This window comes from Pseudoalteromonas sp. APAL1 (assembly GCF_021532475.1).
GTDB lineage: Bacteria > Pseudomonadota > Gammaproteobacteria > Enterobacterales > Alteromonadaceae > Pseudoalteromonas > Pseudoalteromonas lipolytica_C.
Window position 1 is genome coordinate 1 of record NZ_JAKGAW010000016.1, and the last position, 23,196, is coordinate 23,196.

General features: G+C 41.5%; 26 protein-coding genes, 2 tRNA genes, 1 rRNA gene and 1 pseudogene. 15 read left to right on the forward strand and 15 right to left on the reverse strand.

What is annotated here, in order from left to right; translation table 11 throughout:
* The first annotated feature begins 3 nt into the window (after positions 1-3).
* The 9 genes from rrf to L1264_RS09785 all read left to right on the forward strand — a co-directional run bounded on the left by rrf (position 4) and on the right by L1264_RS09785 (position 6,719).
* Positions 4-118: ribosomal RNA gene (gene rrf, locus L1264_RS09745) — 5S ribosomal RNA — on the forward strand.
* A gap of 528 nt (positions 119-646) precedes the next feature.
* Positions 647-1,579: a CHAD domain-containing protein gene (locus tag L1264_RS09750; RefSeq protein ID WP_135923112.1), complete on the forward strand. Its 933-nt coding sequence runs from the start codon at positions 647-649 to the stop codon at positions 1,577-1,579.
* Between the two features lie 30 nt (positions 1,580-1,609).
* Positions 1,610-2,509 carry a DUF350 domain-containing protein gene (locus L1264_RS09755; protein WP_135923113.1) on the forward strand — a complete coding sequence of 300 codons (900 nt, stop codon included), beginning with the start codon at positions 1,610-1,612 and terminating at the stop codon, positions 2,507-2,509.
* 72 nt (positions 2,510-2,581) lie between these two features.
* A complete protein-coding gene (locus tag L1264_RS09760) occupies positions 2,582-4,234 on the forward strand; it encodes a polyamine aminopropyltransferase (protein ID WP_244667088.1) in 1,653 nt (550 codons plus the stop codon).
* A 79-nt stretch (positions 4,235-4,313) separates the two neighbouring features.
* Positions 4,314-4,727: a YjfI family protein gene (locus L1264_RS09765; protein ID WP_063700564.1), complete on the forward strand. Its 414-nt coding sequence runs from the start codon at positions 4,314-4,316 to the stop codon at positions 4,725-4,727.
* A 24-nt stretch (positions 4,728-4,751) separates the two neighbouring features.
* Positions 4,752-5,444 (forward strand): PspA/IM30 family protein, encoded by a 693-nt coding sequence (locus L1264_RS09770; RefSeq protein WP_135923115.1) that lies wholly within the window; start codon positions 4,752-4,754, stop codon positions 5,442-5,444.
* Between the two features lie 71 nt (positions 5,445-5,515).
* Entirely contained in the window at positions 5,516-6,154 is a 639-nt protein-coding gene (locus L1264_RS09775) for a hypothetical protein (protein WP_199526048.1), read from the forward strand.
* Positions 6,151-6,468, forward strand: a complete 318-nt coding sequence (locus L1264_RS09780) for a hypothetical protein (RefSeq protein ID WP_063700569.1) — start codon at positions 6,151-6,153, stop codon at positions 6,466-6,468. The genes L1264_RS09775 and L1264_RS09780 overlap by 4 nt, the downstream gene beginning before the upstream one ends.
* Positions 6,469-6,533: 65 nt before the next feature.
* Positions 6,534-6,719 carry a hypothetical protein gene (locus L1264_RS09785; protein WP_054554683.1) on the forward strand — a complete coding sequence of 62 codons (186 nt, stop codon included), beginning with the start codon at positions 6,534-6,536 and terminating at the stop codon, positions 6,717-6,719.
* On the opposite strand, the gene L1264_RS09790 is transcribed toward L1264_RS09785, so the two are convergent.
* The 5 genes from L1264_RS09790 to L1264_RS09810 form a co-directional block, all read right to left on the reverse strand.
* Positions 6,712-7,113: a hypothetical protein gene (locus tag L1264_RS09790; protein ID WP_138557902.1), complete on the reverse strand. Its 402-nt coding sequence runs from the start codon at positions 7,111-7,113 to the stop codon at positions 6,712-6,714. The genes L1264_RS09785 and L1264_RS09790 overlap by 8 nt on opposite strands.
* 13 nt (positions 7,114-7,126) lie before the next feature.
* The gene (locus L1264_RS09795; protein WP_135923118.1) at positions 7,127-7,606 is read right to left on the reverse strand and encodes a hypothetical protein; all 480 of its coding nucleotides are present in this window, start codon (positions 7,604-7,606) and stop codon (positions 7,127-7,129) included.
* Positions 7,607-7,729: 123 nt separating this feature from the next.
* Positions 7,730-9,106 carry a class II fumarate hydratase gene (locus L1264_RS09800; protein ID WP_235403928.1) on the reverse strand — a complete coding sequence of 459 codons (1,377 nt, stop codon included), beginning with the start codon at positions 9,104-9,106 and terminating at the stop codon, positions 7,730-7,732.
* Between the two features lie 8 nt (positions 9,107-9,114).
* A complete protein-coding gene (locus tag L1264_RS09805) occupies positions 9,115-9,480 on the reverse strand; it encodes a hypothetical protein (protein ID WP_167658784.1) in 366 nt (121 codons plus the stop codon).
* Between the two features lie 106 nt (positions 9,481-9,586).
* Entirely contained in the window at positions 9,587-9,781 is a 195-nt protein-coding gene (locus L1264_RS09810; RefSeq protein WP_054554610.1) for a hypothetical protein, read from the reverse strand.
* Between the two features lie 183 nt (positions 9,782-9,964).
* Here L1264_RS09810 and L1264_RS09815 point away from each other — a divergent pair, with 183 nt between their 5' ends.
* A complete protein-coding gene (locus L1264_RS09815) occupies positions 9,965-10,555 on the forward strand; it encodes a DUF938 domain-containing protein (protein WP_138557900.1) in 591 nt (196 codons plus the stop codon).
* Here the strand turns inward: L1264_RS09815 and L1264_RS09820 are convergent.
* The 3 genes and pseudogenes from L1264_RS09820 to L1264_RS09830 all read right to left on the reverse strand — a co-directional run bounded on the left by L1264_RS09820 (position 10,532) and on the right by L1264_RS09830 (position 13,565).
* Positions 10,532-11,671: pseudogene (locus tag L1264_RS09820) on the reverse strand (GNAT family N-acetyltransferase). The gene L1264_RS09815 and the pseudogene L1264_RS09820 sit on opposite strands and share 24 nt — an antisense overlap.
* Positions 11,668-13,035 carry an alpha/beta hydrolase gene (locus tag L1264_RS09825; protein WP_235403930.1) on the reverse strand — a complete coding sequence of 456 codons (1,368 nt, stop codon included), beginning with the start codon at positions 13,033-13,035 and terminating at the stop codon, positions 11,668-11,670. Before L1264_RS09825 ends, L1264_RS09820 begins: the two are co-directional and overlap by 4 nt.
* A 68-nt stretch (positions 13,036-13,103) precedes the next feature.
* Positions 13,104-13,565, reverse strand: coding sequence for an Lrp/AsnC family transcriptional regulator (locus L1264_RS09830; RefSeq protein WP_138557897.1), 462 nt, complete (start codon positions 13,563-13,565; stop codon positions 13,104-13,106).
* A gap of 113 nt (positions 13,566-13,678) precedes the next feature.
* On the opposite strand from L1264_RS09830, the gene L1264_RS09835 reads away from it, so the two are divergent.
* On the forward strand, positions 13,679-14,848 hold the full coding sequence (locus tag L1264_RS09835; protein WP_135923124.1) for a PrnB family protein: 1,170 nt from the start codon (positions 13,679-13,681) through the stop codon (positions 14,846-14,848).
* The gene (locus L1264_RS09840; RefSeq protein ID WP_235403932.1) at positions 14,848-15,963 is read left to right on the forward strand and encodes an aminotransferase class V-fold PLP-dependent enzyme; all 1,116 of its coding nucleotides are present in this window, start codon (positions 14,848-14,850) and stop codon (positions 15,961-15,963) included. The genes L1264_RS09835 and L1264_RS09840 overlap by 1 nt, the downstream gene beginning before the upstream one ends.
* Before the next feature lie 12 nt (positions 15,964-15,975).
* Here the strand turns inward: L1264_RS09840 and L1264_RS09845 are convergent, their stop codons facing one another.
* From L1264_RS09845 to L1264_RS09865, 5 genes are all read right to left on the reverse strand, one after another.
* A complete protein-coding gene (locus tag L1264_RS09845) occupies positions 15,976-16,743 on the reverse strand; it encodes an MBL fold metallo-hydrolase (RefSeq protein WP_235403934.1) in 768 nt (255 codons plus the stop codon).
* Positions 16,744-16,807: 64 nt separating this feature from the next.
* Positions 16,808-17,287 (reverse strand): DUF4124 domain-containing protein, encoded by a 480-nt coding sequence (locus L1264_RS09850; protein WP_235403936.1) that lies wholly within the window; start codon positions 17,285-17,287, stop codon positions 16,808-16,810.
* A gap of 113 nt (positions 17,288-17,400) precedes the next feature.
* Positions 17,401-17,493: transfer RNA gene (locus tag L1264_RS09855), tRNA-Ser, on the reverse strand.
* 53 nt (positions 17,494-17,546) lie between these two features.
* Positions 17,547-17,637, reverse strand: a tRNA-Ser gene (locus tag L1264_RS09860).
* A gap of 227 nt (positions 17,638-17,864) precedes the next feature.
* Positions 17,865-18,005 (reverse strand): hypothetical protein, encoded by a 141-nt coding sequence (locus L1264_RS09865; protein ID WP_167350231.1) that lies wholly within the window; start codon positions 18,003-18,005, stop codon positions 17,865-17,867.
* Positions 18,006-18,329: 324 nt separating this feature from the next.
* Here L1264_RS09865 and L1264_RS09870 point away from each other — a divergent pair, with 324 nt between their 5' ends.
* The gene (locus L1264_RS09870; protein WP_199526036.1) at positions 18,330-19,178 is read left to right on the forward strand and encodes a diacylglycerol/lipid kinase family protein; all 849 of its coding nucleotides are present in this window, start codon (positions 18,330-18,332) and stop codon (positions 19,176-19,178) included.
* Positions 19,179-19,232: 54 nt separating this feature from the next.
* Here the strand turns inward: L1264_RS09870 and L1264_RS09875 are convergent, their stop codons facing one another.
* Complete coding sequence (locus tag L1264_RS09875) at positions 19,233-20,162, reverse strand: DMT family transporter (RefSeq protein WP_235403938.1); 930 nt, start codon at positions 20,160-20,162, stop codon at positions 19,233-19,235.
* A 101-nt stretch (positions 20,163-20,263) separates the two neighbouring features.
* Here L1264_RS09875 and L1264_RS09880 point away from each other — a divergent pair, with 101 nt between their 5' ends.
* Positions 20,264-21,706, forward strand: coding sequence for an aminotransferase-like domain-containing protein (locus tag L1264_RS09880; protein ID WP_135923130.1), 1,443 nt, complete (start codon positions 20,264-20,266; stop codon positions 21,704-21,706).
* Positions 21,707-21,768: 62 nt separating this feature from the next.
* Here L1264_RS09880 and L1264_RS09885 read toward each other — a convergent pair whose 3' ends face one another.
* The gene (locus L1264_RS09885) at positions 21,769-22,569 is read right to left on the reverse strand and encodes a YggN family protein (RefSeq protein ID WP_235383899.1); all 801 of its coding nucleotides are present in this window, start codon (positions 22,567-22,569) and stop codon (positions 21,769-21,771) included.
* A 392-nt stretch (positions 22,570-22,961) separates the two neighbouring features.
* Between L1264_RS09885 and L1264_RS09890 the strand changes: the two genes are divergently transcribed.
* Positions 22,962-23,150, forward strand: a complete 189-nt coding sequence (locus L1264_RS09890) for a PA3496 family putative envelope integrity protein (RefSeq protein WP_036974357.1) — start codon at positions 22,962-22,964, stop codon at positions 23,148-23,150.
* The last annotated feature ends 46 nt before the right edge of the window (positions 23,151-23,196 follow it).

The following is a 23,196-nucleotide window of genomic DNA, read 5'->3' on the forward strand; positions in this document are numbered from 1 at the left end:
TTGCTTGGTGACAATAGCGTTTTGGACCCACCTGACCCCATGCCGAACTCAGTAGTGAAACGAAACAGCGCCGATGATAGTGTGGCATTTGCCATGTGAAAGTAGGACATCGCCAGGCTCCAAATTAGAGAAAGCCCGATTCGAAAGAGTCGGGCTTTTTTGCGTTTCAGCTATTCATACAACGTGCCCTATCCATTCTCCAGGTAGGTTGGGTAGAGCGGAGCGAAACCCAACGAGTTAGCTAGTTACAAGTTAGCAAGGGTAAAGTTGAACTGTGTGGTTGTTTAGTACAGAGTCACCCTCAGCAACAACCCCCGTAGGAGGCACTTCAGTGTCGAATCTAGACCATAACAAACACATTCATGGCTAAAGCCATTCCTACAAGTACACTTTGCCTAGAACCTTCGTTAGAGGAAGACGCAGTACCAAAAACCCACATCGCGCGGCTGATCGCTGAAGGCTGAAAGCTGATAGCTCTGTGGTGGGTTTCGCTTCGCTCTACCCAACCTACGCCAGGCTTTAAACTTTCCCCTTTCTAACTAGCAATTCACGACCCAATTTACCCTTTGTTGCAATTTTAATCTTGGTTTAGTACCTGAGCTATGTAAAACTATTTGCGTTTTTAAACCACAATCAGGTGACATGAATGTCTCAAATAAAAGCTTGGAAACTTATTAGCCTGTTTTGTTTGGTAAGCTTGCTTATGGGCTGTGAGTCGAAAGAAGAGCAGCTTAAACAAACAATACAACAATCCATAGAAAAAGCTGAGGTTGAATTAAATCAGCTTGGTACGGCGCTTGATAATGGCTCTTTGCGTAATGCGACGATACTTAAACAATACGGACAGGTGCTTGCTGAGCAGCAGCCGCAACTTTCTGAGATCGCGCGAGTAATTAGTCTTGATGCCACTCGTGAAGGGGCTATCTATACAGGTCTTAAACAACGTTTAGCAGATGTTAAGTCTACTTATCTAATACCCCCTTATGAAGATACCCTTCATCAACTTGATCTTATTCGTGATGCTGCCAAGCCATCTTTATTTCAGGATGCACTGACTGATCCTATTAATATGCTTGCCGATATGTCGCAGGGCTCACTAGCGCGGGTTGGTGCAATTAGTGAAGCAGCTGAAGGTGAAAGCGTTGGTAACCAATTAGTTGGCAACCCTAACTATGGGCAGTGGCAAACAAATAGCAGCGGTACCAGCTTTTGGGTTTGGTATGGAATGTATCGCATGTTGGGTGATGTATTTGACCGAGTTGAATATGGTCGCTGGAGCCGTCATAGAAAGTACAGTTATTACAATGACTATGGCCGTTACCGTTATTCGAGTCCAAAACAGATTAAAGCACAACAGACTGTAGAGACGCGAACTCGTCAGTCTTATCAACGCCAAGGTAAACAATTCACTAGTCCGTATGCCACTAAGCGCAGTGGTGCATCTGGATTAAGCCGTAGCAGCTATACGCCGCCACGCACACGTAGTAGCTATGCTTCTAGCAGTAGTTACAGTAAAAGCTCTGGGTCATTACGCAACAGCTCGAGCAGAACATCACGTGGCATTAGCCGCGGTAAGTAGTGAAAAGAATAACCACCGGAGTTACAACATATGTATGAATTTAATGGAATAACAACTTGGTCGTTGCAAGCTTTAGCAATCGACTTTGCAATCATTATCGCTTTATTTGTCAGCCTAAAATTTATCAAAGGCTGGGTGTCTAACTTACACGCTAATGATGAAATAACTGAGCGTGACAATTTTGCTTTTGGTATTAGCTTTGCTGCGGGGCTTGTGGCACTGGCAATTGTTCTTAGTGGTGTAAGCAGCGGCTCATTTGCACCAACCTTGCAACAAGAAGCATTACAAATGCTAGGTTATGGTGTGATGGCAATTGTGCTTATTAAGCTTGGTCATTTCTTCCAAGACAAGGTAGCGCTTCGTAAAGTGAGTCTGCATGACGAAATCGTAAAAGGTAACGCAACTGCTGCACTGATTGATTTTGGTCATGTAGTGAGTGTCGCTATTGTGATTCGCTCAGCTTTATTTTGGGTGGCAACCGAAGGCTGGCATGGTATTCCAATCGTGATCGCGGCCTTTGCAATTGGCAGCATTGCGATGCTACTGATCAGCCAATATCGAGTGCAGTTATTTAAGCGCACTAATCGCAGTGGTGACTGCTTACAACAGGCGGTTATTGACGGCAACTTAGCGGTAGGTATTCGTTACGCTGGCTTTTTAGTGGGTAGTGCATTGGCATTAACTGCTGCATCAGGTATTGCTCCTTATGCGGCTGACAATATTGTAGCTAGTTTAGGTTACTGGGCATTAAGTGCAGCGGTAAGTTTAGTTGCCTTCATTTTACTACACTTAGTGACTATCAAAATCATCCTATCTGGTTGTGATATTTCAGACGAAGTGAACCGTCAGAAGAACGTAGGTGTAGCCGCTATTTCAGCAGCGGTTTCATTTGCGATTGGTTCGACTATGGCAACCTTGTTAGGTGCCTAATTAGTGTCTACTACAACAAGCGTCCCAAGTAGAGCCAATCTACTTGGGCATGATTTCCTATTAATATCTGTTATGGCCGTACTCGCTGGGTGCGGCCTTATTTATGAATACCTTCTATCTCATTATGCAGGTCGTGTCTTAGGCTCGGTCGAGAGTGCCATTTATGCCATGATTGGCACCATGATTGTAGCAATGGGGATCGGTGCATTTTTAGCGCGTTGGTTTAAAGATGCATTTACTGCTTTTGCTTGGCTTGAGAGCATTATTGCTTTGGTCGGCATGGGCTGTATTTTAGCGATTGCGAGTGTTATCGCTGTCAGTTATTCATTACCACATATCTTCTCTGAAATTTTTAACCTGCCTCCAGATACCGTACTTAACGGCTACGTGTTTGAAAAGCTGCAAGAGTGGTCGCGTTTCTTGCCCTATGTGTTTGGTCTATTACTTGGGCTATTAATCGGTATGGAGATCCCGCTAATTGCGCGTATTCGTCAGCAAGTCTACGGGCGCTTTTTAGAAAACAATGCGGGTACCATTTACGGGGCAGATTATATTGGTGCCGGTGTCGGTGCTGCTATTTGGGTGAGTATTATGCTCGCGATGCCAATTATGCAAGCAGCAGCTTGGACGGCATTATTTAATATTATTGCCGGTCTCGTGTTCTTATGGCGCTATCATCAACATGTTCGCTTCGCTAAGCTACTGTTAATTTGTCATGGACTGTTGTTGGTGTTTTTTGCGTTTGTGCTTGTGCTTGGCACTAGCTGGATGAAAAACCTAAGTAATGTTTTATACAAAGATAAAGTCATCTACTCGCAAGCAACTAAGTATCAGCACTTGGTGTTAACTGAGCGTTTGAGTCGCAATCAGCCGAATGCAATTACTGATCTTTATCTAAATGGCCGTTTACAGTTCTCAAGTGTGGATGAGCAAATTTATCATTCAATGCTTGTCTATCCTGCCATGTTGGCTTCAAATCGCCACGACCGTGTACTGATCATCGGCGGTGGTGACGGGCTGGCACTTCGTGATGTTTTGAAGTGGCCTGTAAAGCATGTAACCTTGGTTGATTTAGATGGTCAACTGTTAAACTTATTTGGCAATGATGTAGGTGACTATGATGCGCCAGAAGAGATCAGAACACGTTTAACAACCCTTAATAATCACTCTATGAGCGATCCTCGCGCTGATATTCGTATTGCAGATGCATTTTTAGAAGTCGAAGCAATGCTTGCTAAAGGTGAGCGTTTTGACACTATTTTGATTGACCTACCAGACCCTAATCACCCTGATCTCAATAAGATGTACAGTGATTATTTTTATAATCATGTGCGTCAGCTATTGGCGCCTGACGGGGCTGTGGCTGTGCAATCAACATCGCCTTATCATGCGAAGAAAGCATTTTTGAGTATTGCTAAAACAATGAAAGCAGCTGGTTTTGGTTATGTTGAGCAATACCAGCAAAATATTCCTTCGTTTGGTCAATGGGGTTGGACAATCGCGACCACTGCTGGCAAATCAGCAAGTCAGCGAATTCGTGAAATTAACGAATTACCCGTGCCATCTCGTTGGGTAAGTAAAGAATATTTATTGGCTTCTTTTGTATTTCCGAATCATTTTTTTGAACAAGTAAACACGATTGAAGTCAATAGATTAGGTTCTGGAACCTTATATGATTATTACCGTCAAGCGTGGCAAGTTGAAACCGAATTGTACAAAAATTGATATTTTATAGTTGACATAATATGTCGGCTATGCAAATCTTAACTCAGACATAATATGTCAAAACGTAAAAAGGTGAGACATGGAATTAAATGAACTATCAATCAAACTGGCTTCTTTTGAAACGGAAGGTGTGAGCTTTGAGTCTTTCTTGATTGCCAACGAAGGTGAGCAAGATGTGTTACAAGTTATCGTCGATGGGAATGATGAGTTACCTATCTTTGTTACTCAAACAGAAGAGCAATTACTGTGTATTAGCTACCTGTTTGCTGAAGACGAAGTACAAGCAGATATGCGTAATGAGTTAAACGAAACGTTACTACGTTTAAATGTACCAATTCCATTAAGCGCATTTGCAAAAATTGATGATAAGTACGCTATTTTTGGCGCCTTATCGGTTAATTCATCGTTTGATGATATTACCCATGAGTTGGTAACACTGGCAGACAATGCGATTGATGCGCTTGAAGCCGTGACCATTTATTTAAACGATTAATTAGCAATTTCTGGAGTTAAGATTATGAGTATTTTAAAGAAACTATTTACAGCTGTACGTGGTGGCGCTCGTGAAGCAGGACAAGCAATTGTTGATGCAAACGGTATCCGTATCTTTGAACAAGAAATTGCTGATGCACAAAATGCCTTACAACGTGCAAAAAAAAGCCTGACTGAAGTAATGGCAAAAGAGATGCAAACGAAGCGTAAAATTAGCGCACTAGATGCATCAATTGCTGAGCATGAAGCGTATGCAGGTCAAGCGCTTGAAAAAGGCAACGAAGCGCTAGCATTAGAAATCGCAGAAAAAATTGGTGATTTTGAAGCTGAGAAAGCAGAGCACGAAGAAGTGCTAGCTGGTTTTAGTAACCATATCGTGCAGTTAAAGCAGCAAGTTAAAGAAGCTGAAAAATCGATTAAAGAAAACCAACGCCAATTAACGATGGTTAAAACGACAGAAAGTGTGCAGCAAGCAACAATGGCTGTAAACAGCACGCTAAATACGAATAGCTCATCAATGACATCAGCACGTGAGTCTCTAGAGCGTATTAAACAACGCCAGCAAGACCGCCAAGACCAGTTAGGTGCGGCTAAGCAATTAGAAGCTGACACTAACGGCGATGATTTAAAAGCGAAAATGGCTGAAGCGGGTATTGGTGATACGAGCCCGAAAAGCGCGGATATTTTGGCGCGTATTAAAGCAAAACAAAATAGCTAATCAGTTAACGGAAAGATAAAAGGTAACCCACGCACTGGGTTACCTTTTTTGCTTCAACAAGGAGTCAGCCAATGTTTAACTTTTTTAAATCTAAAAAAGCTCCAGAGCGTCAACTCACTGATCCAAGCCAATTACTCGTTGGTGATATGTTAACTGTGATTGATTCGTTTGCTTACCCAAGCTGGTTAAAAGGACAGACTTTGCGAGTTACTGATGTGCAAACGTATCAGTATCAACGTAGTGCAGAGTATGAGTTGGTACTCGAAAGCGAATCGGGCCAAGTGGTGTTTTTGCAAATCGAGTCAGATGACGGTGAACAGTGGGCACACTTTGCGATCAAAGTTCAACGCGATGATGTTGATGAAATTTTTACTCTTGATGAGTTCGCTCGTATTTTTGATGAAGACGAATTAACGGCAATTAATGTACAAAATAGCCCAGAACGTTTTAGTCACTTTTTGGCATCGAGCTACAAACAAACAGAAGCACCTTATGTGTGTTATTTCCATAATAAGGACTACCGCAATAAGCCTTTACCTCGCTATGAAGACGAGGGCGGTGAGCCGTGTGAAATGATCTGTTTAAGCTCTGATGATGAATCGCATAGTTTAAATATTGAAATTTGGGAAGGCGGTGAAACAGAGGTATCACTGACGTTAACCAGACCAATTAGCGATATTGTTGACTTATTTCCTGGGGATGCCAAGTGAGTGATGCAAAAGCTAAGTGGCAGCGTCAGGAACAAGCAGTTAGAGCCACACAAATGGCGTTTGATTTAAGCTCTGAAGTGCAAAAATCAATTAAGAAGCAAGCCATTGACCAAGAGCTTACGCCATCAGATATGATCCGTAAGATTTTGGAGCTCGACGTTAAGTCGAAAAAAACCAGACAGCGTTTATCGTTTAACTTAAATGATGAAGAAATTGCCCTATTGGCTGAGCGGTTTGGTGTTGCTGCTGATGATAAGCGAGCTGTGAAACAGCGTGTGGCAGAACTACTCATTGCGCACAGTAAAAAAAGCTAAGGTTTTGCCTTTACTTCTTTATGCCCTTACACTGAGACTAGATGTTTTAAAGAAGTGACATGACTTTGGATATTATTTTACTTGCGTATTTAGTTATTTTTGCATTATTTGGCACTGCAGCAAGTTACTTTGTTCGCTACATTTACGCTTACTGGGTGCATAATACAATGCAGGTAAAGTACATTTATAAGGCCGGGATTTGTATCATCAGCGTGGTGATAGTATCCGGCCTTATTGCATTGTTTACTTAATCTCGATTGCTTGGCACTGCTGTGAAATACACAGCGATTGTACCGGCAGGACTGGCGAGCAATCGTTAACGGTTAATGCTTGCTCAGATGACTTCTCAGCCGCTGTAATTCGCTCTGCAAGTTGCTCCGCTTGTTCTTGTGCGGTGTTTAACGTTGAATAGACCACATAGCGACTTGGGCCACCACATGCTCGTTCACCGACTTCTAACACCTTACATTGAAAGCTTGCATTACAGCTATTATTACTAACGATATCGTTCAGCTGATCATTTAAATCACCTAAATCAACGCGTGCAGAACTACCTGACGTTGTTGTTTCACAACCAGTTAAAGCAATACTTGCTAACACAGTTGTGGTGATGAAAAGTTTCTTAAAAGTCGATGAACGAACCATTATTGCTTATTCCTTAGTATACACTTGCCGCTGAGCCTTCGATTCTAACACAAGTATTCTCAGAACACTGCGCACCCGGTGCGGTTAGATGCTGACAAATACTCATCATGTCGTTTGCTGCGTTAAATTGCTTTTCAAGGGCGGTGATGTCTTTTGCAAGTTTTTCAACCTCAGCAGTGTTAGCTGTTTTGCTTGAATAAACAATGAAGCTACTTGGCCCACCACAGGCGCGACTACCAACAGGTAATACTTTACATTGGCTGCTGTTATCACAGCTTGGATCATCGATTAGCTGTTTAAGTTGTTCGTGGGCAGAGCTAATAGTGGCTTTATCTGGGGCTGCTTTGCTCACTTCTTCAGCGTTTTTTATTTCAACGGCTTTTGGCGCCTCGACAAGTTTATTGCTGGTTGCCGTTGATTCGGCTTGCTCATTATTGTCCGAACACGCAGTTAATAACACAGGAAATAAAATTGCCAATAGAGGATAGCGCATAACATACCTAAAAATCGTTGAATAAGTACTCACTATCATACACATTGCTCAAAGTGGAGCAATAAAAACGTTAGCTTTCAGTAAGTAGCTCTGTATTCACAGAGCTACAGTAAGATAAAAGTTCTATAAACCACCTTGGGTTAGTTTGGCAGGGTCAAGTAATTCACTCAATTCTTCGCGCGAAATATCAGTGTGCTCTGCAGCAACATCAATAATAGGACGACCTTCTTGATAAGCTAATTTGGCAATTTTTGCGGCTTTGCTATAGCCGATCACCGGATTAAGCGCAGTAACCAGAATTGGGTTTTTAGCGAGCGCTTTATCAACATTGCTTTGGTTTACTTTAAAGCTGGCAATCGCTTTATCTGCCAGTGCTTCACTGCTATTCGCCAGCAGTTCAATACTTTGCAAAATGTTTAAGGCAATCACAGGTAGCATTACATTGAGCTCAAAGTTACCCGCTTGACCAGCCACTGTAATAGTCGCGTCATTGCCAATTACTTGTGCGCTGACCATAGCGGCCGCTTCAGGGATCACTGGATTTACTTTACCCGGCATAATTGATGAGCCCGGTTGTAAAGCCTCAAGCTCAATTTCACCAAGGCCAGCAAGAGGGCCTGAGTTCATCCAGCGTAAGTCATTGGCTATTTTCATTTGTGCTACGGCAAGTACCTTTAGCTGACCTGACAGCGCAACAATGGCGTCTTGTGATCCTATGTTATAAAAGAAGTTTTTGCTTGGGCTAAAGCGAATACCCACATTCTCACTCAAGTGTTGGCAAAACTCACCAGCAAACGCAGGGTCGGCATTAATACCGGTACCAACTGCTGTGCCACCTTGTGCAAGTTCACAAACTCGCTCAAGTGCTTGGCGAATCCCAGCCATTGCATGATCCACTTGTAACTGCCATGCAGCCAATGTTTGTGCAAAACTCACAGGCATTGCATCCATTAAATGAGTGCGGCCAGTTTTAACAATATGGCCCACTTCGGCTTGTTTGTTTTGAAGGCTTTGACTAAGTTTATCGAGTTTAGGAAATAGTTCATAAATGATGTTAATGGCGCTACTTACTGCAATCGCAGTAGGGATCACATCATTTGAGCTTTGTCCCATGTTCACATCATCGTTGGGGTGAATGGTTTCGCCAGCAAATTTACTCGCTAGTGTTGCAATAACTTCATTGGCATTCATATTTGAGCTAGTACCTGAGCCGGTCTGAAATACATCAACTGGAAACTCTGAAAAATGTTTACCGTCGATGATCTCTTGGCATGCTTGCTCAATTGCTTTTGCTTTACCTTGGCTCAAATGGCCTAAAGCTGTATTGCTTTGCGCAGCAGCTTGTTTAATGTAGGCAAGGGCGGTGATAAATTGCTTAGGCATGGCTAAGCCACTAATTTTAAAATTATTGATAGCACGTTGCGTTTGAGCTTGATACAAAGCATTGGCAGGGACTTGTAGTTCACCCATGCTATCTGATTCGGTTCTAAATTGGCTCATAAACACTCCTAAATCGGGTTAAATTCTTGGCTGAGAAGGCACGCTTCTCGCTCCAAACTGAAATACTTTTCAATACAGTTATGAGTTTTGTAGTAACGCTTTAGCGCAAGTTGCGGTTTATAAAGCTGGGCCAAACATTGTTTACGAATTGCATTATGCACTAATGAATCACACATCTTTTCAAGTAGTTCATGAAAGGTGCGTCTTAGATACAGCTCTTGCAAAATAAAGTTGTGATGTTTTTCGTAATAGCGTGCAATGTTCAAACCCGCTTCAACATAGTTAGCAACAAGTGCTGGGGCATGTAGCCCTGGTCTTTGGCAAACACATTTCATTTGCCGCTGATACTGGAGCATAGCATTGTGAGAGTGCATAGAAAAACCGATTAGCTGTAATGATAACTATTATCATTACAGCTAATCGGTTTTAGTGCAAGTCTTATCTAGTGTAGCTAAGACTGAATGGATTAACTGTGTGTGATTAATTGTAGCCGAGAATAAAAATCTGGTCTGTTTCATGTTTTTTCGGCGCCTGTACATTTTCTTTGTTACATTGAGAAAGAAGGTCGATAACGGTTGCTCTGTCGTCACAACTAGTTAAGGCGGCTTTTTCGCTTTCAGCACGTTCGCTGGCTGCAAGTGCTGCATCTACAGCGGTGTAGGGTGAGATATACATAATGTTGCTCCTATTGATTAATTCACTTATGAAATAGCATAAGCTGTACCAATATTGACAAAAACAGATAAGTTTTTGAATTTGTTGTTTTTATATTTTTATCTAATAAATTACCCGCGACTTTAGTGATTATTTTTGCTTTACTGTTGTGCACTAATTACCAAACATGGTGCATTAATTTGTATGGATAAACCCTTCTCTCAAGCCTGTGAAAACAATAAGTCACCTATTTTAAAGGTATTAAAAGAGTTCTTTTCTGATGTAACGAATGTATTAGAGGTTGGCTCAGGTACCGGGCAACATAGCGTGCATTTTGCAACGCATTTAGCACACTTGCAGTGGCATTGTAGTGATCGTGAGGTTAATCACCCTGGGATATTACAATGGCATCAAGAAGCTGCACTAACTAACTTGCATGCACCACTCACACTCGATCTTAATGATCCTTGGCCAGTTGATAAAGTGAATGCTATTTTCACCGCGAATACGATGCACATTATTAGTTGGCCACTGGTGGAGCGCTTTTTTCAAGGGGTAGCAAAGCATTTAGCGCCTAAAGGAAAGTTATGTATTTATGGGCCATTTAAGTATCAAGGTAAGTATACCAGTGCCAGTAATGCTGAGTTTGATGCTTTTTTAAAACAGCAAGATGCTAATAGTGCAATTCGTGATTTTGAAGCGATTTGCCAACTTGCAGAGCAAGCTGGCTTAACCTTTGTTGAAGATGTGCAAATGCCAGCGAACAACCAATTATTGCTGTTTAAACGGCAGTAAGCTTTCGCATTGGGCTTTATAGAGCGCCATATGTTGGCGTTCTCTGCGAATAAAATCATTAATGGCTGCTGCAAAATCACCGTGCTGAATATGATGCAGTGAATAGGTTTATACGGGCTTAAATCCGCGACTTATTTTATGCTCACCTTGCGCGCCAGAGTGGAACTGTTTAAGTTTGTTGGCAATGCAGTACTCAATGCCTTGATAGTAGCAAAGCTCAAAGTGCAAACTATCAAGCTCATAATTTGTTCCCCAGTAACGACCATATAAACAATTCTTATCTTTAAAACTGAGTGTGGCGGCAATCACCTCTCCTTGATACTTAGCGAACATTAACACCAGTTTGTCGGCCATGCTCTGCTGTAATAATTCGAAAAAGGCGGTATTCAAATAACCATTGTGGCCTGAGCGCTTCAAATAGGTTTGGCGGTAAAAATGACTAAATTGCTGCATGTGTTGCTTGCTGATGTCAGTACCTTCGAGCCATTCTATGACTATCTGTTGTTCAGTTATTTTAGCGCGTTCTTTTTTGAGCGATTTACGCTTTCTTGCGGTGAGTGAAGCTAAAAAATCATCAAAGCATTTATAGTCTTCATTAAACCACTGAAACTGCACGCCATGACGTTGCATTACGGTGTCGCTAGTTAATGCAGTAGCTTGTTGCTGGTGGCAAAAATTTATATGCCAACCTGACCAGCCTAACTGCGCTGCTGTTGCTGTGAGTATGTGCTGAATATACGCATAGACCTTTGCGGCGTCATTGTGATTTATACTAATTCGTTGCCCTGCAATAGGTGTGAATGGCACGCCACACAGCCATTTAGGGTAATATTCTAAGCCATGCTGTTGATAAGCTTCAGCCCAAGCCCAGTCAAATACATATTCACCATAAGAATGATGTTTTAGATACCCCGGTAGTAAGGCTATGACCTGTTCTTGCTGGTAAATTGCTAAGTGCATGGGTTGCCAGCCCGACTCTTCACTCACACAGCCACTTTGTTCTAAAGCCGCTAAAAAAGCGTGATCAGTAAAGGGTGTATCATCAAAAAATGACTGCCAAAGTGCGGCATCAATCTCGCTTATTTGATTAAACCAGCGGTGACTAAACTCACTCATTGTGCAGCCGATTCTATATCTTTGATGAAGTTGTTTATATGCATAGCTAGCTTATCGAAATAAGGGTTAAACGTGAGTCGTGCAAAGGGTTTGTGTGCTTGTAAATTTTCGACTGTGCGCTCACCCATCACGATGTCTTTTTGGTATTTGCAGGCTGTATAAAGTTTATCGTCATCTAAGTAGCTGCCGCAATTGCGATACGAAGCTTTACGGCCATAGTAAGGATTACTGGGTTTATTAACGATACCAATGTGTGACATCCCTTTGATCTTTTTACAGTCATCGGTATCGCAGTCATCACGGATTATGTGGTAATCAGCAGGAAAGTTGGCTGGAATATTATCGTCGTCACCGTAGTAAACTAGCCGATCAAGCTGGTTATTTTTACGCGCTTTTGGGTCGTGCAGTTTAGCTAGTAATTTAAAGGTCGCTTGATTATCTATTGTGGTGTCAACATCACTAAAGGTGCTAAATATTGCGACATTCGGCAGTTGACGATAACGAAGCTCATCAAGACTAATACGGCTCATTGCTTCGTGGCTAGCTGAGGCTGCACTGAATGGAAACGACTCATACTTAGCAAAATCCAGATCCGCGTCTTTATCAATCCAATTAACAAATGGAATTGCATCGACCCATTTGGCCAACCAACCGTTTTTATTGTGTGGCTCACTTGCTGGTGAAAACAACATCGCAGCAGTAATTTTATTATCAACAGGAGCTTGAGTTAAGTAATCAACAACCAGTGCTGCACCCGTTGAGTAGCCCCCTAATATTACCTGATCAAAGTCTTTTAAAGTGCGCTCAATGGCATACACACTGGCTTTTCGCCAATCATCAGCATCAACCTCTTGCAAAGCTGCTGCGGCAGTGCCATGCCCCGGCAGTAAAATTGTGCGAACTGTATAACCTTGTTGATAATACACCTGTGCAAGGTCATGGTAGGTAAATGGAGAGTCGGTTAAACCATGGATTAAAAGTACAGCTTTGCGGCTATCGGCCTGTTTAAGTTCGAATGGGCTAATTAAATCGGCAATTGTTGCGTTAGCAGGTCGAGAACCTTGTGCAACAAGTTGCTGATAGGTATCGGTATAAACTGGGCATGGTAAGTTCGCTCGCGGATTTTCACTGCTAATTTCAAGGTAAGCAGCGGTTAAATAGTCACTAAATGCTTGCTCGATATTATAGCTAAAGGTGCTATGGCTGCGTGGTAATGGCTCTCTAAACAGTCCTTCGCGCTTACTTTTCATCATCAAAGCTTGGTCTTCAAGCTGAGAAAGGCAGGTTTGCTGCTGTGCCATTAATGGGCTGCTAAATAGTCCACTGATGGCCAAAGAGATAGCAACTAAGTTTATGAATTTCATATTTTAAGCGTCCTTTTAAAGCCTGTTTTTAGCTTATCGAGTTATGTTTTATTTGCAAGCAAGCTGCGTCAAGCTAGCGGTAAATGGCGCTTAGTGAATGCTTGTTTTAAGACCACCGTCGACTCGATGTTAGCAATGCAATCAATACTACCTAATTTATGTTTCACAAAGCTTTCATAGCTTTCTAAATCTGTAGCAACAATCTTGAGTAGATAATCATAACTACCTGAAATAACTGAGCACTCAAGCACATGTTCAAGTTTTGCTACTTGTTGTTCAAATTGCTCAGCAGCGGCAACTGAGTTTTGGTTTAAGCGTACAAAGGCATACACAGACACGTTTAAATTAACCGCTTTAGGATTAATTGCAGCATGGTAACCACTGATCACATTCGCTGATTCGAGCTTTTTAATGCGGCGCAGGCAAGGGGTATCTGACAGGCTAACCGACTGTGCCAGATCTGAGACAGAAGTTCTTGCATTGTCTTGTAGAGCATTAAGTAATTGTTGGTCTTTTTTATCTAATTTCATTTTAATTTGAGTGATTTTCACTAATCTAGGTGGATTCTAGTCTATATTTTGGCGATTAGCACTCATTGAACTCTGTTAACATTATCGCAATATAATTATTTTGGAGTGAGCCTGTGACTGAGAACACCAAGGCATTTGATAGCTGGCTTCGCACTCGTTTTGTTGAGATCAATAGCGAACTAGAAAAACTATATTGGCAACAAGACGATAAAGCGAATGTAGAGGGGGTCGGTGAGCACCTTAAGCGTCAATTAGAGCAAGAAGGTAATGAGCATATTCGTGCTTTACTTGCAGAGGGTAATACCGATGAAGGGTTTGATAACGCTTTCGACTTATTAGGTAATGTTGGCTTGTATATGGCGGCATGCCGTCGACATGAGATCACTGAGCCTTCTCGTGAAACAAGCTCACCCCTCGTTGAAGCCTCTGCATTGGCAATGCACATCGGTGCATCTATTGGTGTTACCCCGCGTTTTGCAACGGCGCATTTAACCACCCACAACAAAGCGGTTGATGGTTTGTATAAGCGCTTTACTGACCTTGAAGATGAGAAAATCTTTGTTGATTATAATACCAAGGGCATTTTAGCGTATAAGCGTGCAGCGGATGCTTTATTAAAAATTCAGCCATTAGGAATATCGCACCCTATCACGGCAGATTTACTTGCCGTGGCAAAGCAAGCACTGCTTGATGTAATTGAGTCGAACAATACGTTATACAATAAGCTTGATACAGACCGCTTTTTCTATTGTGTACGCCCGTATTACAAGCCTTATCGAGTAGGTAAAGAGGTGTATCGTGGTGCGAATGCCGGTGATTTTGCGGGCATTAATGTCATCGATTTATTACTTGGTCTTTGTTTTGCCAATGAACCTAGCTACTCGCAAATGCTGGTGGATAAATTCTTGTATATGATGCCTGAAGATCAGCAGATTCTGCGTGAAAGTATGCGTATGACAAGTATTATGGATGACTTTTTAGCAGCAGAAGCTGAGCGCGATAGCGAGTGGCTACAAACTAACTTAAAGCTGTTTATTCAAGTGTGTAAACTGCATGGTGATACTGCGATTGGTCACCATAATCAATTGGTTAGTAAATACATTGCGCAGCCTTCACAGCAAATGCAGCAACAACATATGGATAAAGTTACTGCCAGTGGGCCGCCTTTACATGTATTACTTAACTCATTAGAGCAGTTACGTGATCGCCGTGCGGCAGCAAAACGGGATGATATTCGCACCCGTTTCGATGATTTAACTAAGTTAAAACAGTGGATTAAGTAATGAATAAAGACGATTTTGTAATTCCACAAGGCAGCTATTTGCTTAACCACTCTGTTGGGCGCCCCTTAAAATCTGCTGAGCAGCATTTCCATCAGCAGTTTTTTGCCGCTTGGCAAAATGAAAATAAAGAGCCATGGCAACAGTGGTTGCAAGGTGTAGAGGCGTTTACGAGTAGTCTCGCTAAATTATTTAACTCGCACAGTGAGTTGTTTTGTCCACAAGTTAACTTATCGAGTGGTTTAACAAAGCTTTTGATGTCGCACCCGCGACTTCAACAAGAAAATTGCAAAGTGTTGATGGCCGAAAGTGACTTTCCAAGTATGGGTTTTGCAATGCAAAAAGCCTTACCGGAAAGTGCTGAAATCGTGTTCATTGATAAGCATGAAGATTTAACCAGTGCGCAGGTTTGGCAGTCATATTTAGCGAATAATGATATTGATTTAGTCTTTATTAGCCATGTTTACTCAAACACGGGTCAACAAGCGCCTATTCAAGAAGTTATAAATATCGCGAAACAACACAACACATTGAGCTTAGTTGATGTTGCGCAGTCTGCGGGTATTTTAGAGGTCGACTTAACTAAGCTTGATGCCGATTTTATGCTGGGCTCGAGTGTAAAATGGCTATGCGGTGGGCCTGGTGCTGCTTATTTATGGGTTAACAGCAAGCAGCTATCACTTTGTCAGCCAAAAGATGTTGGTTGGTTTTCACATCAAAACCCGTTTGAATTTGATATTAAGCACTTTGCTTATCATCAAACCGCGCTACGCTTTTGGGGCGGTACCCCTTCAGTTGCACCTTATATTTTGGCATCCCATAGTATTAATTACTTTGCAGAGCTTGGGATTGAGAAAGTACGCGCTCATAACTTAGCTATGCTCGCTCAGTTTCATGACCAATTAGCTGATTATATGCGCTCACCGATACAGGCTGACAAATGCTCTGGAACGGCCATTATGCATTTTGGCGAGCAACAAGCGGCTGTTAAAGCTGCGCTTGAAGCTGCGAATATCGCTGTTGATGAGCGTCACTTGGGTTTAAGAGTCTCTGCTCATATTTATAATGATCAGCAGGATATTGATACATTTATCAAGACTGTGAAAAGCACTTTATAACAAAACGCTTAATTAAGTGTTATTGCGAGTTGGTATTAGGTTAAGTGCTTGTCGGGCCTTTGCTTTGACGGAACGCCAGTGCGTCATTGGTTTTTTGGGGACCAGCGCTAAAATTTGCTCAAAGTCGATGTCATCAATACCGACTTCGTTACTGTGGGCAAACATAATCCGTTTTGGTTGTAAGGCTTTTAACATTAGTAAAGAGTTTAAATACAGCTTTGGGTAAAAAACAGGAAAGGGTGGCACGAGCTGCCCTTTTACTTTTACCAGTAAATCAGCAATGTAAATTCTCTTACTGGGAATATGGTATAAGCTGATATCTCGGTCGGTATGACCGGGGGTGTGAAGTGCTTGCCAGTCATCAAAGCCGGGTAAAATTGCATCGGTAGCAAGATAATAGTCGGCATCGAGATGGCGGTTGTACCAAAGGTTGTGGCGTTTTTTATTTAATCTCCCCGCAACCCACCAAGCCAAAGCGATATCGGTTAAATGCATTAAGAAGCCATCAATACCTCTATACCATTGCCCAGGGGCATTCGACGTGGCTATTTTGCCACCGCTTAACTTTCTTAATGCATGCGCACCACCGGCATGATCTGGGTGCATGTGGGTAACTACAATTAGTTTTAGGTCGGTAACAGGGCGCTTTAGTTGCTCGGTGATATAATCAAACACGGTATCAACATCGGCACGGCAACAGCCATCAAGCAGCATTAGTTTGTCTGGATATTCAACCAAATAGATGTTTTGAATATAACCTTCTAAAGTATGAATGTGCATTGCTACATAAGGCCTTAATAATTTAATAAACCCTGTTATAGCATGTCTGACCAGTTTAGGTAAGTTAGAAGTCTTGCTTCTCTGTAAGTCGCCTTTTACTCTCTTCTAGTTTTTCAATCTGCTTATTTATGATATTTAACTGGCTGTTATAGTAGGCATTGATGCGCTCACTTTGTTTTTTAATGGCATCATCGATCGATTCTGCACCTAGTCTATTTGCAGCATCTTGGGTCATTTCGTACACTTTTTTTATACGCTCGTTTTGCTTTTTTTGTAATTCTTTACTTTCTAGTTTTAAGCGCTCAATTTCGCGATCAGCTTCTTTGGTTTTGAGAAAGTTTTCAACACTTAGCTCATTTGTCTCTTGCGTTTTTTCTGGTGGTAGCTTGGTTTTGGGTGGTGGAGTGATATTAACTATTTCGGCATCTTTACCACATGGTTGCTGCGAAAATGTGGCAACATTATCGATCATGCATTTATAGATCGTGGCTTGGCTGTAAAAGCTGAGCAACAAGGCTGCAGCGAAAGAGGCAAAACGGAGCATAGCACTAATCACTTTGACTAATATATATACATTTAGCATGCATGAAATTAACTGAAGTGTGCAAGTTTTTTAGGCATAAAAAAACCGCTAAAAAGCGGTTTTAAATAATAAAATGGTGGAGAAGGAGGGATTCGAACCCTCGATAGAGCTACAAACCCTATACTCCCTTAGCAGGGGAGCGCCTTCGGCCACTCGGCCACCTCTCCAACGCATAATTCTGATTGTAACTTGCTGAAATTAATCAACAAATAAAAATAAGTGGTGGAGAGATAGGGATTTGAACCCTAGAGGGGCTACAAACCCCTGCCGGTTTTCAAGACCGGTGCATTCGACCACTCTGCCATCTCTCCACGTCGTGATGCGAGAATAATACTTAGCTGAATCGGCTGTGTAAATAGGAAAAAGTTTGTTTGCTTGTTTTTTGAGCGTAATAAGGGCGTTTTTTGTAAAAAGGTTTAATTTTTTGCTGTTTTTGACTTAAAAGAAGAGGGTTGGGGCAGTAAACGGAGGAGCTAAAGAAGGATCTTCGTTAGTGGTTGGTTGTTTACTGCACCGATAAAGTAACCATGGTTGGGGGTTACTTGTGTTGTACTGCGCCGCCAAGTGCTAACTTTTTGCCGTAGCGATTAAGCTTTGCCAACATTTTTGCTTTGCGGTTTGTTGGTTTTACGGCAACATGAGCTGCTGCGTTTTGGTTTAATGTATTAATTGGGTTCATTACTTTGCTCCGGGTTGTGTTTGATTGAAAACGTGAGTATTTTGCAACCAAACTGAACAAAAATAAAACGATAAAAATTGAGTCTGCCGGATAACTTTTTCTAATCCGAAAGTCTTTTATTAACATAGGGTTAAGTTTTTATATCTGCAGTGGTTTGCATGCTTATGCAGTTGTTTTTGTGTTGAAGTGTCAGTAAATAAAAGGTTTTTAATTATTGTTACTTTGATTTATGCGTTTTTAGAGTAAGAAAGTGACTAATTATTCAGATTAATATAATTTGAACGAGTGTGGTGTTTTTACCATGCAAGACAAGAAGTGCCATTAATGTTGATAATAATAAAGCCAAGTGACAAAAAAAATCATAAAAATAGTGTTGATTGGCTACAAAAAGAATGTAAAAAAAGACAGATTGAGCCTGAGTTATATTTAACCATAGGCAATTTTCTTCAAGATTGCGCTAATATTGCCCTTTTAGCTAAAAGCCAGACACAAGTTGTGGTAATTGGTGGTGATGGGACGCTACATTTAGCTGTTAATGCATTAATGACGAGCAATTGTTCTATCGCCTTAATTCCTGCAGGTACTGGTAATGATTTTGCTCGCGGCTTTGCGCGCAAGCAGCAAGCTTGGCATGACGCTGTTTTCAATAGCCGTACTGAGCTCATTGATATTGGGCAAATAAATCAGCGTTATTTTATCAATGTAGCGGGGATAGGTTTTGATGCTGAGGTGGTAACTCAATTAAACAAAGCCGGAAGTTTTAGCTCGTTTGGCTACACTTGGCAGGGTATCAAGCAGCTATTTTCATTTCAGGCACGGTCACTTCAGGGTGAATTTAATGGTAGACCACTTAGCTACAGTAATTTAGCGACGATTTTTGCTAATCATCATTACTTTGGTGGTGGCTTAAAGATTGCTCCTCGGGCAAAGTTAAATGATGGTCAGCTTGATTGTTACTGCATGCCAGCAGATGGTTTGTTGAAAAACCTGATTAGCTTTTTATATTTACTACTTGTGAAACATCATAGTTTAAAAAGGCTGAAATATACCTGTTTAACAACTGCGGAAGTAACCACCAAAGGGCTTAGTATTGAGGCTGATGGAGAGCTCGTTGGTTTTACACCAGCCAAAGTTAAGGTGCATAAACAAGCGCTTCGTTTTCATGTGCCATAAAAAAGCGCCGGCATATTTTGCCAGCGCTTGGTGTTAGAGGTGACCTTGCCACATCTAACTGGGGACGGAGCTTTTTTGCTGTAGGTTACGTGCAGCAAAAAATGCTTTAATTTGTCGAGTTGGAGTTAGCACGATAGCATTACCGAATAACACTAGGCTAAAGCCCATAAAGGTATTCGCTTGCCATTCGAATCCTTCAAATAAGGTACTTAATACCACTGCAACCAGTGGGAATAATACGATTACGTAGCTTGCGCGCTCAGGGCCAATATTTTTAAGTAGTGCGAAGTAACAAGCAAATGCGATTACGGTACCAAACACAGCTAAATAGAAAAGCGATATCCAATAACTGGTTGGGGCATTCAATGTAAGCTCAACATCGCTTACTAAAACATACGCTGCTAGGCCTAAAGCGCTGTATAACATACCCCAGGCATTGCCCTGAAGTACGCCAATGTTTCGCTGAGAGTTTCGAACACTGACCATATTCCCCAATGAAGCCACAAAGGTCCCAGATAGCGCAAGTAGTAACCCGACCAACGCACCATTACTCAAGTCGAATTGCTGAATTTGTGGCCAAAACAAGCTTGCAATACCCATTACGCCGAGCAGAGCACCAAAGTAAATTCGTTTCGCAATTGGCTTTGCGAAAAACAAGCGGGTGTTAATAATGTTCATCAATAACAACATCGAAAAGGCAATTGAAGCCATTGCTGAGGTAAGGTAGTTCTGCGCCCAATACAGTACTAAATAATTTAAACCAAAGTTAAATAAAGCTAATAATGCAAAAAAGCCGTGATCACGCAGTGAATATTGCATAGGAAGTTTTTTTACGAGCACAAAGGCCCACATTAAAATAGCTGCAATGGCAAAGCGATAAAATAAAGAGACCTCAACAGCGACATCACCCAGTTGAAACTCAATAGCAAGCCAAGTCGATCCCCAGATCAGTACTGTAGCAAGGTAGAGAGCAGCGCTTTTCATAGTTAGTACCTAAAAATTGAAAGTATGTTCATTTTAAATCGCTTCTGTATACTTAACATATACAGAAAACTAGAAATGCAACCTATACAGTTTGGTGGGCTATGTCACAAGTAATCAGTCGTAGTAACAGTGAGTTCTTATATCAACAAGTTATTCAGTTAGTTAGAGATCTTTGTTTGCAAGGCTCGTTATTACCAGGTGAAAAATTACCATCACTCAGAAAAATGGCTGACAAGCTTAATATTAGTATTCCGACGGTAAAACAAGCTTATCAATTACTTGAAGGACAGGGGCTAATTGAAGCCAGAGAAAAGTCAGGTTACTTTTTAAAGTCTTCACAATTAAATCAGTCGCGGCCAAAGCGAGTCAGGCTGAGTCGAGAACCTACCACAGTCAACAAACAAGGCTTAATAGAACAAGTATATAGCGCTATCCACAAAGCTAATGTGGTGCCATTTGGTATTGCCAATCCTGTGGCTGCTGCACCGACAGATAAAGCATTGGCAAGAACCATGCGTCGGGTAATGACACTCGCTGGGGCATCGGCAATTAATTACGGTCCGATGGATGGCTTTGCACCACTTAAAAAACAACTCATTCATCGTTATTTAGACTTCGGCATTGGGGTTGATAGCGATGAATTAGTGATCACCAATGGCGCTCAAGAGGCGTTGGCGATAGCCCTTAAGTGTGTCGCTAAACCCGGAGATGTTATTGCTATCGAGTCGCCTTGCTATTTTGGCATTATCGAATTAATCGAAAGCTTAGGCTTAAAGGCACTGGAAATACCGCTGTGTCCTGATGAAGGAATATGGCTAGATGATTTGGCTCAAGCACTCGATGAGCATGATATAAAAGCCTGTGTATTTTCTACCTCATTAAATAACCCGGTTGGCAGCTTTATGCCTGATGCCAAGCGTGAACAATTGGTGGCACTTTTAGAGCAGCGCGATGTCGTGCTTATTGAAGATGATGTATATGGCGACCTACATTTTACAGCTAAGCGAGCGACTCCTGCACAAGCTTATTCAAAAAAGGGTTTAGTGATCACCTGCGCGTCATTTTCAAAAACAGCTGCGCCAAGTTACCGTATTGGTTGGATCATTGCCGGTAAGTTTGCTGAACAAGCAAGGCGCTATAAAAGGGCGCTTAGTTGCTCTGCGCCACTTATTAATCAGTGGACCTTGTATGAATTTATAGCCACTGGCGAGTACGATCGTAATATTCGTTTACTAAGACAGCGCTTAAGTACCAACAAAGAGCGTATGATTTGGTGTTTGCAGCAGCACATGCCAAGTTGTGCACGCATAAGTAACCCGCAAGGGGGTTGTGTTATTTGGGTTGATCTTGGTAGCCAATATGATGCGGTAAAATTATTTCATTTGGCACTTGAGGCGGGGATCAGTATTACTCCAGGGCTGATATTTTCAGCGGGTAAAAAGTACCGTAGTTGTTTTCGCTTAAGTTATGGCTTGCCTTGGTCTGAAAATTTAGAGCAGGCGATTAAAACGTTATCGCAACTGACTGTGTTGGCCAAAAAATAAAAAAGCGCAGAGCAAGCTCTGCGCGAAAGGACCAAGTGTTTTGGTTCAGGGATGTTAATTCATTACTCTGCGTTTTGTTTGAAGATAAAAAGTTGATACTCTTTTAGTTCTGGTACTAGCGCCACTAACTCTTGCTCTTTATGAGCGATATCAGCAAAGCTGCCGCATAATGCATCTGCACGCTCTTCAAGTTGAGCTGCCTGTGTTTCAACGCGCGCTTCTATTTGTGCGCCCATGTTTTCCATACGTTGTTCAAACTCATTCATGTCGCCACCCGAACCTAAAAGTTCAGAGCCTAGCGCGACCAAAATACTACCCATTGATTGCATCATGGCTGATTCAACTGCTGATTCGATTTGCTCATCGAATTGGTCTTCAAAGTTTTGACCAAATTTTTCAAAATTTTGCTGACCCATTGTGAACGCACCTTGTTGATAGAAGGCGTTTTGCACTTCTACGCTGATATCGTCCATTAATTCTGAAATGTCGTTTAGGCCGTCAATGTTGAAGGCTTTTGACACTTCTTCAATTGCTACGCCTGCTATTTTTACGCCATCAAGTGCGATATTTGCTACTTCAGGAAGTTGGCTGCGTAAGCTGTCTGAGTAATCTGCAATTGCTTGCTGTTGTGAAGCATCAAGTGATACGCTTTGACCATCGATATACAAAGTGTGCTGATCGATGATTTTCATAGAGCGATTATCGGCTGTGTATACTTCTAACTCGCTTGGTGTGATGCGTACATCATTTTTAAATTCAACATCACATTGCTCACCGCTGAATGAAATATTTGTATCATTATCGTTATGAGCCATTGCGCTGGTAGCGATAAATAAAGAACTTACTAACAATAACTTTTTCATTTTTTTCTTTCCTGTTTGAAATGACATTTAGACATAATCAAACTTAATGCCAAATTTATATTTTTATTTTATTTCATAGGGTTATCATTTTATTAAGTGTAGTTAGAAGTTATGAGAATTAAATTTTTAACTAAAATTTGGTCAAATTAACTAAAAAATAAACATGCATAAATGGGTTTTATCGAAACGATAAAAAACTCTCACTTTTCAGAATCCGAATTTAGCGCTATTTATTCACAATATTGACATATCACCCATTTAGCATGGCGATATGGCTTTATTTTGGTGGTTTTTTACATACTAATTAATCACTGAGCTTTTTAAACTTTGCCAATTCACAGAGCAAACTTTAAATTTGTGAAATTGGTCTCAAACACTTTATGGAGTGGGTTGTGGGTAAGACATTTAGTTATGATGCGCTAGATGACGATTTTGTTGAAGACGAGTACGAAATGGTTGGGCGTAATCAACATGACAAAAAAAAGCAACGCGTTAAGAAGAAGCTAGAAGATTATCTTGAGCAAAAACGCTTACGCAGAAACTTAGGCGAAGACGACTTTGACGAGTACATGAACGACTAAGCATAAATTTAAATAAAGAGGCATTTTGCCTCTTTATTGCTTATTG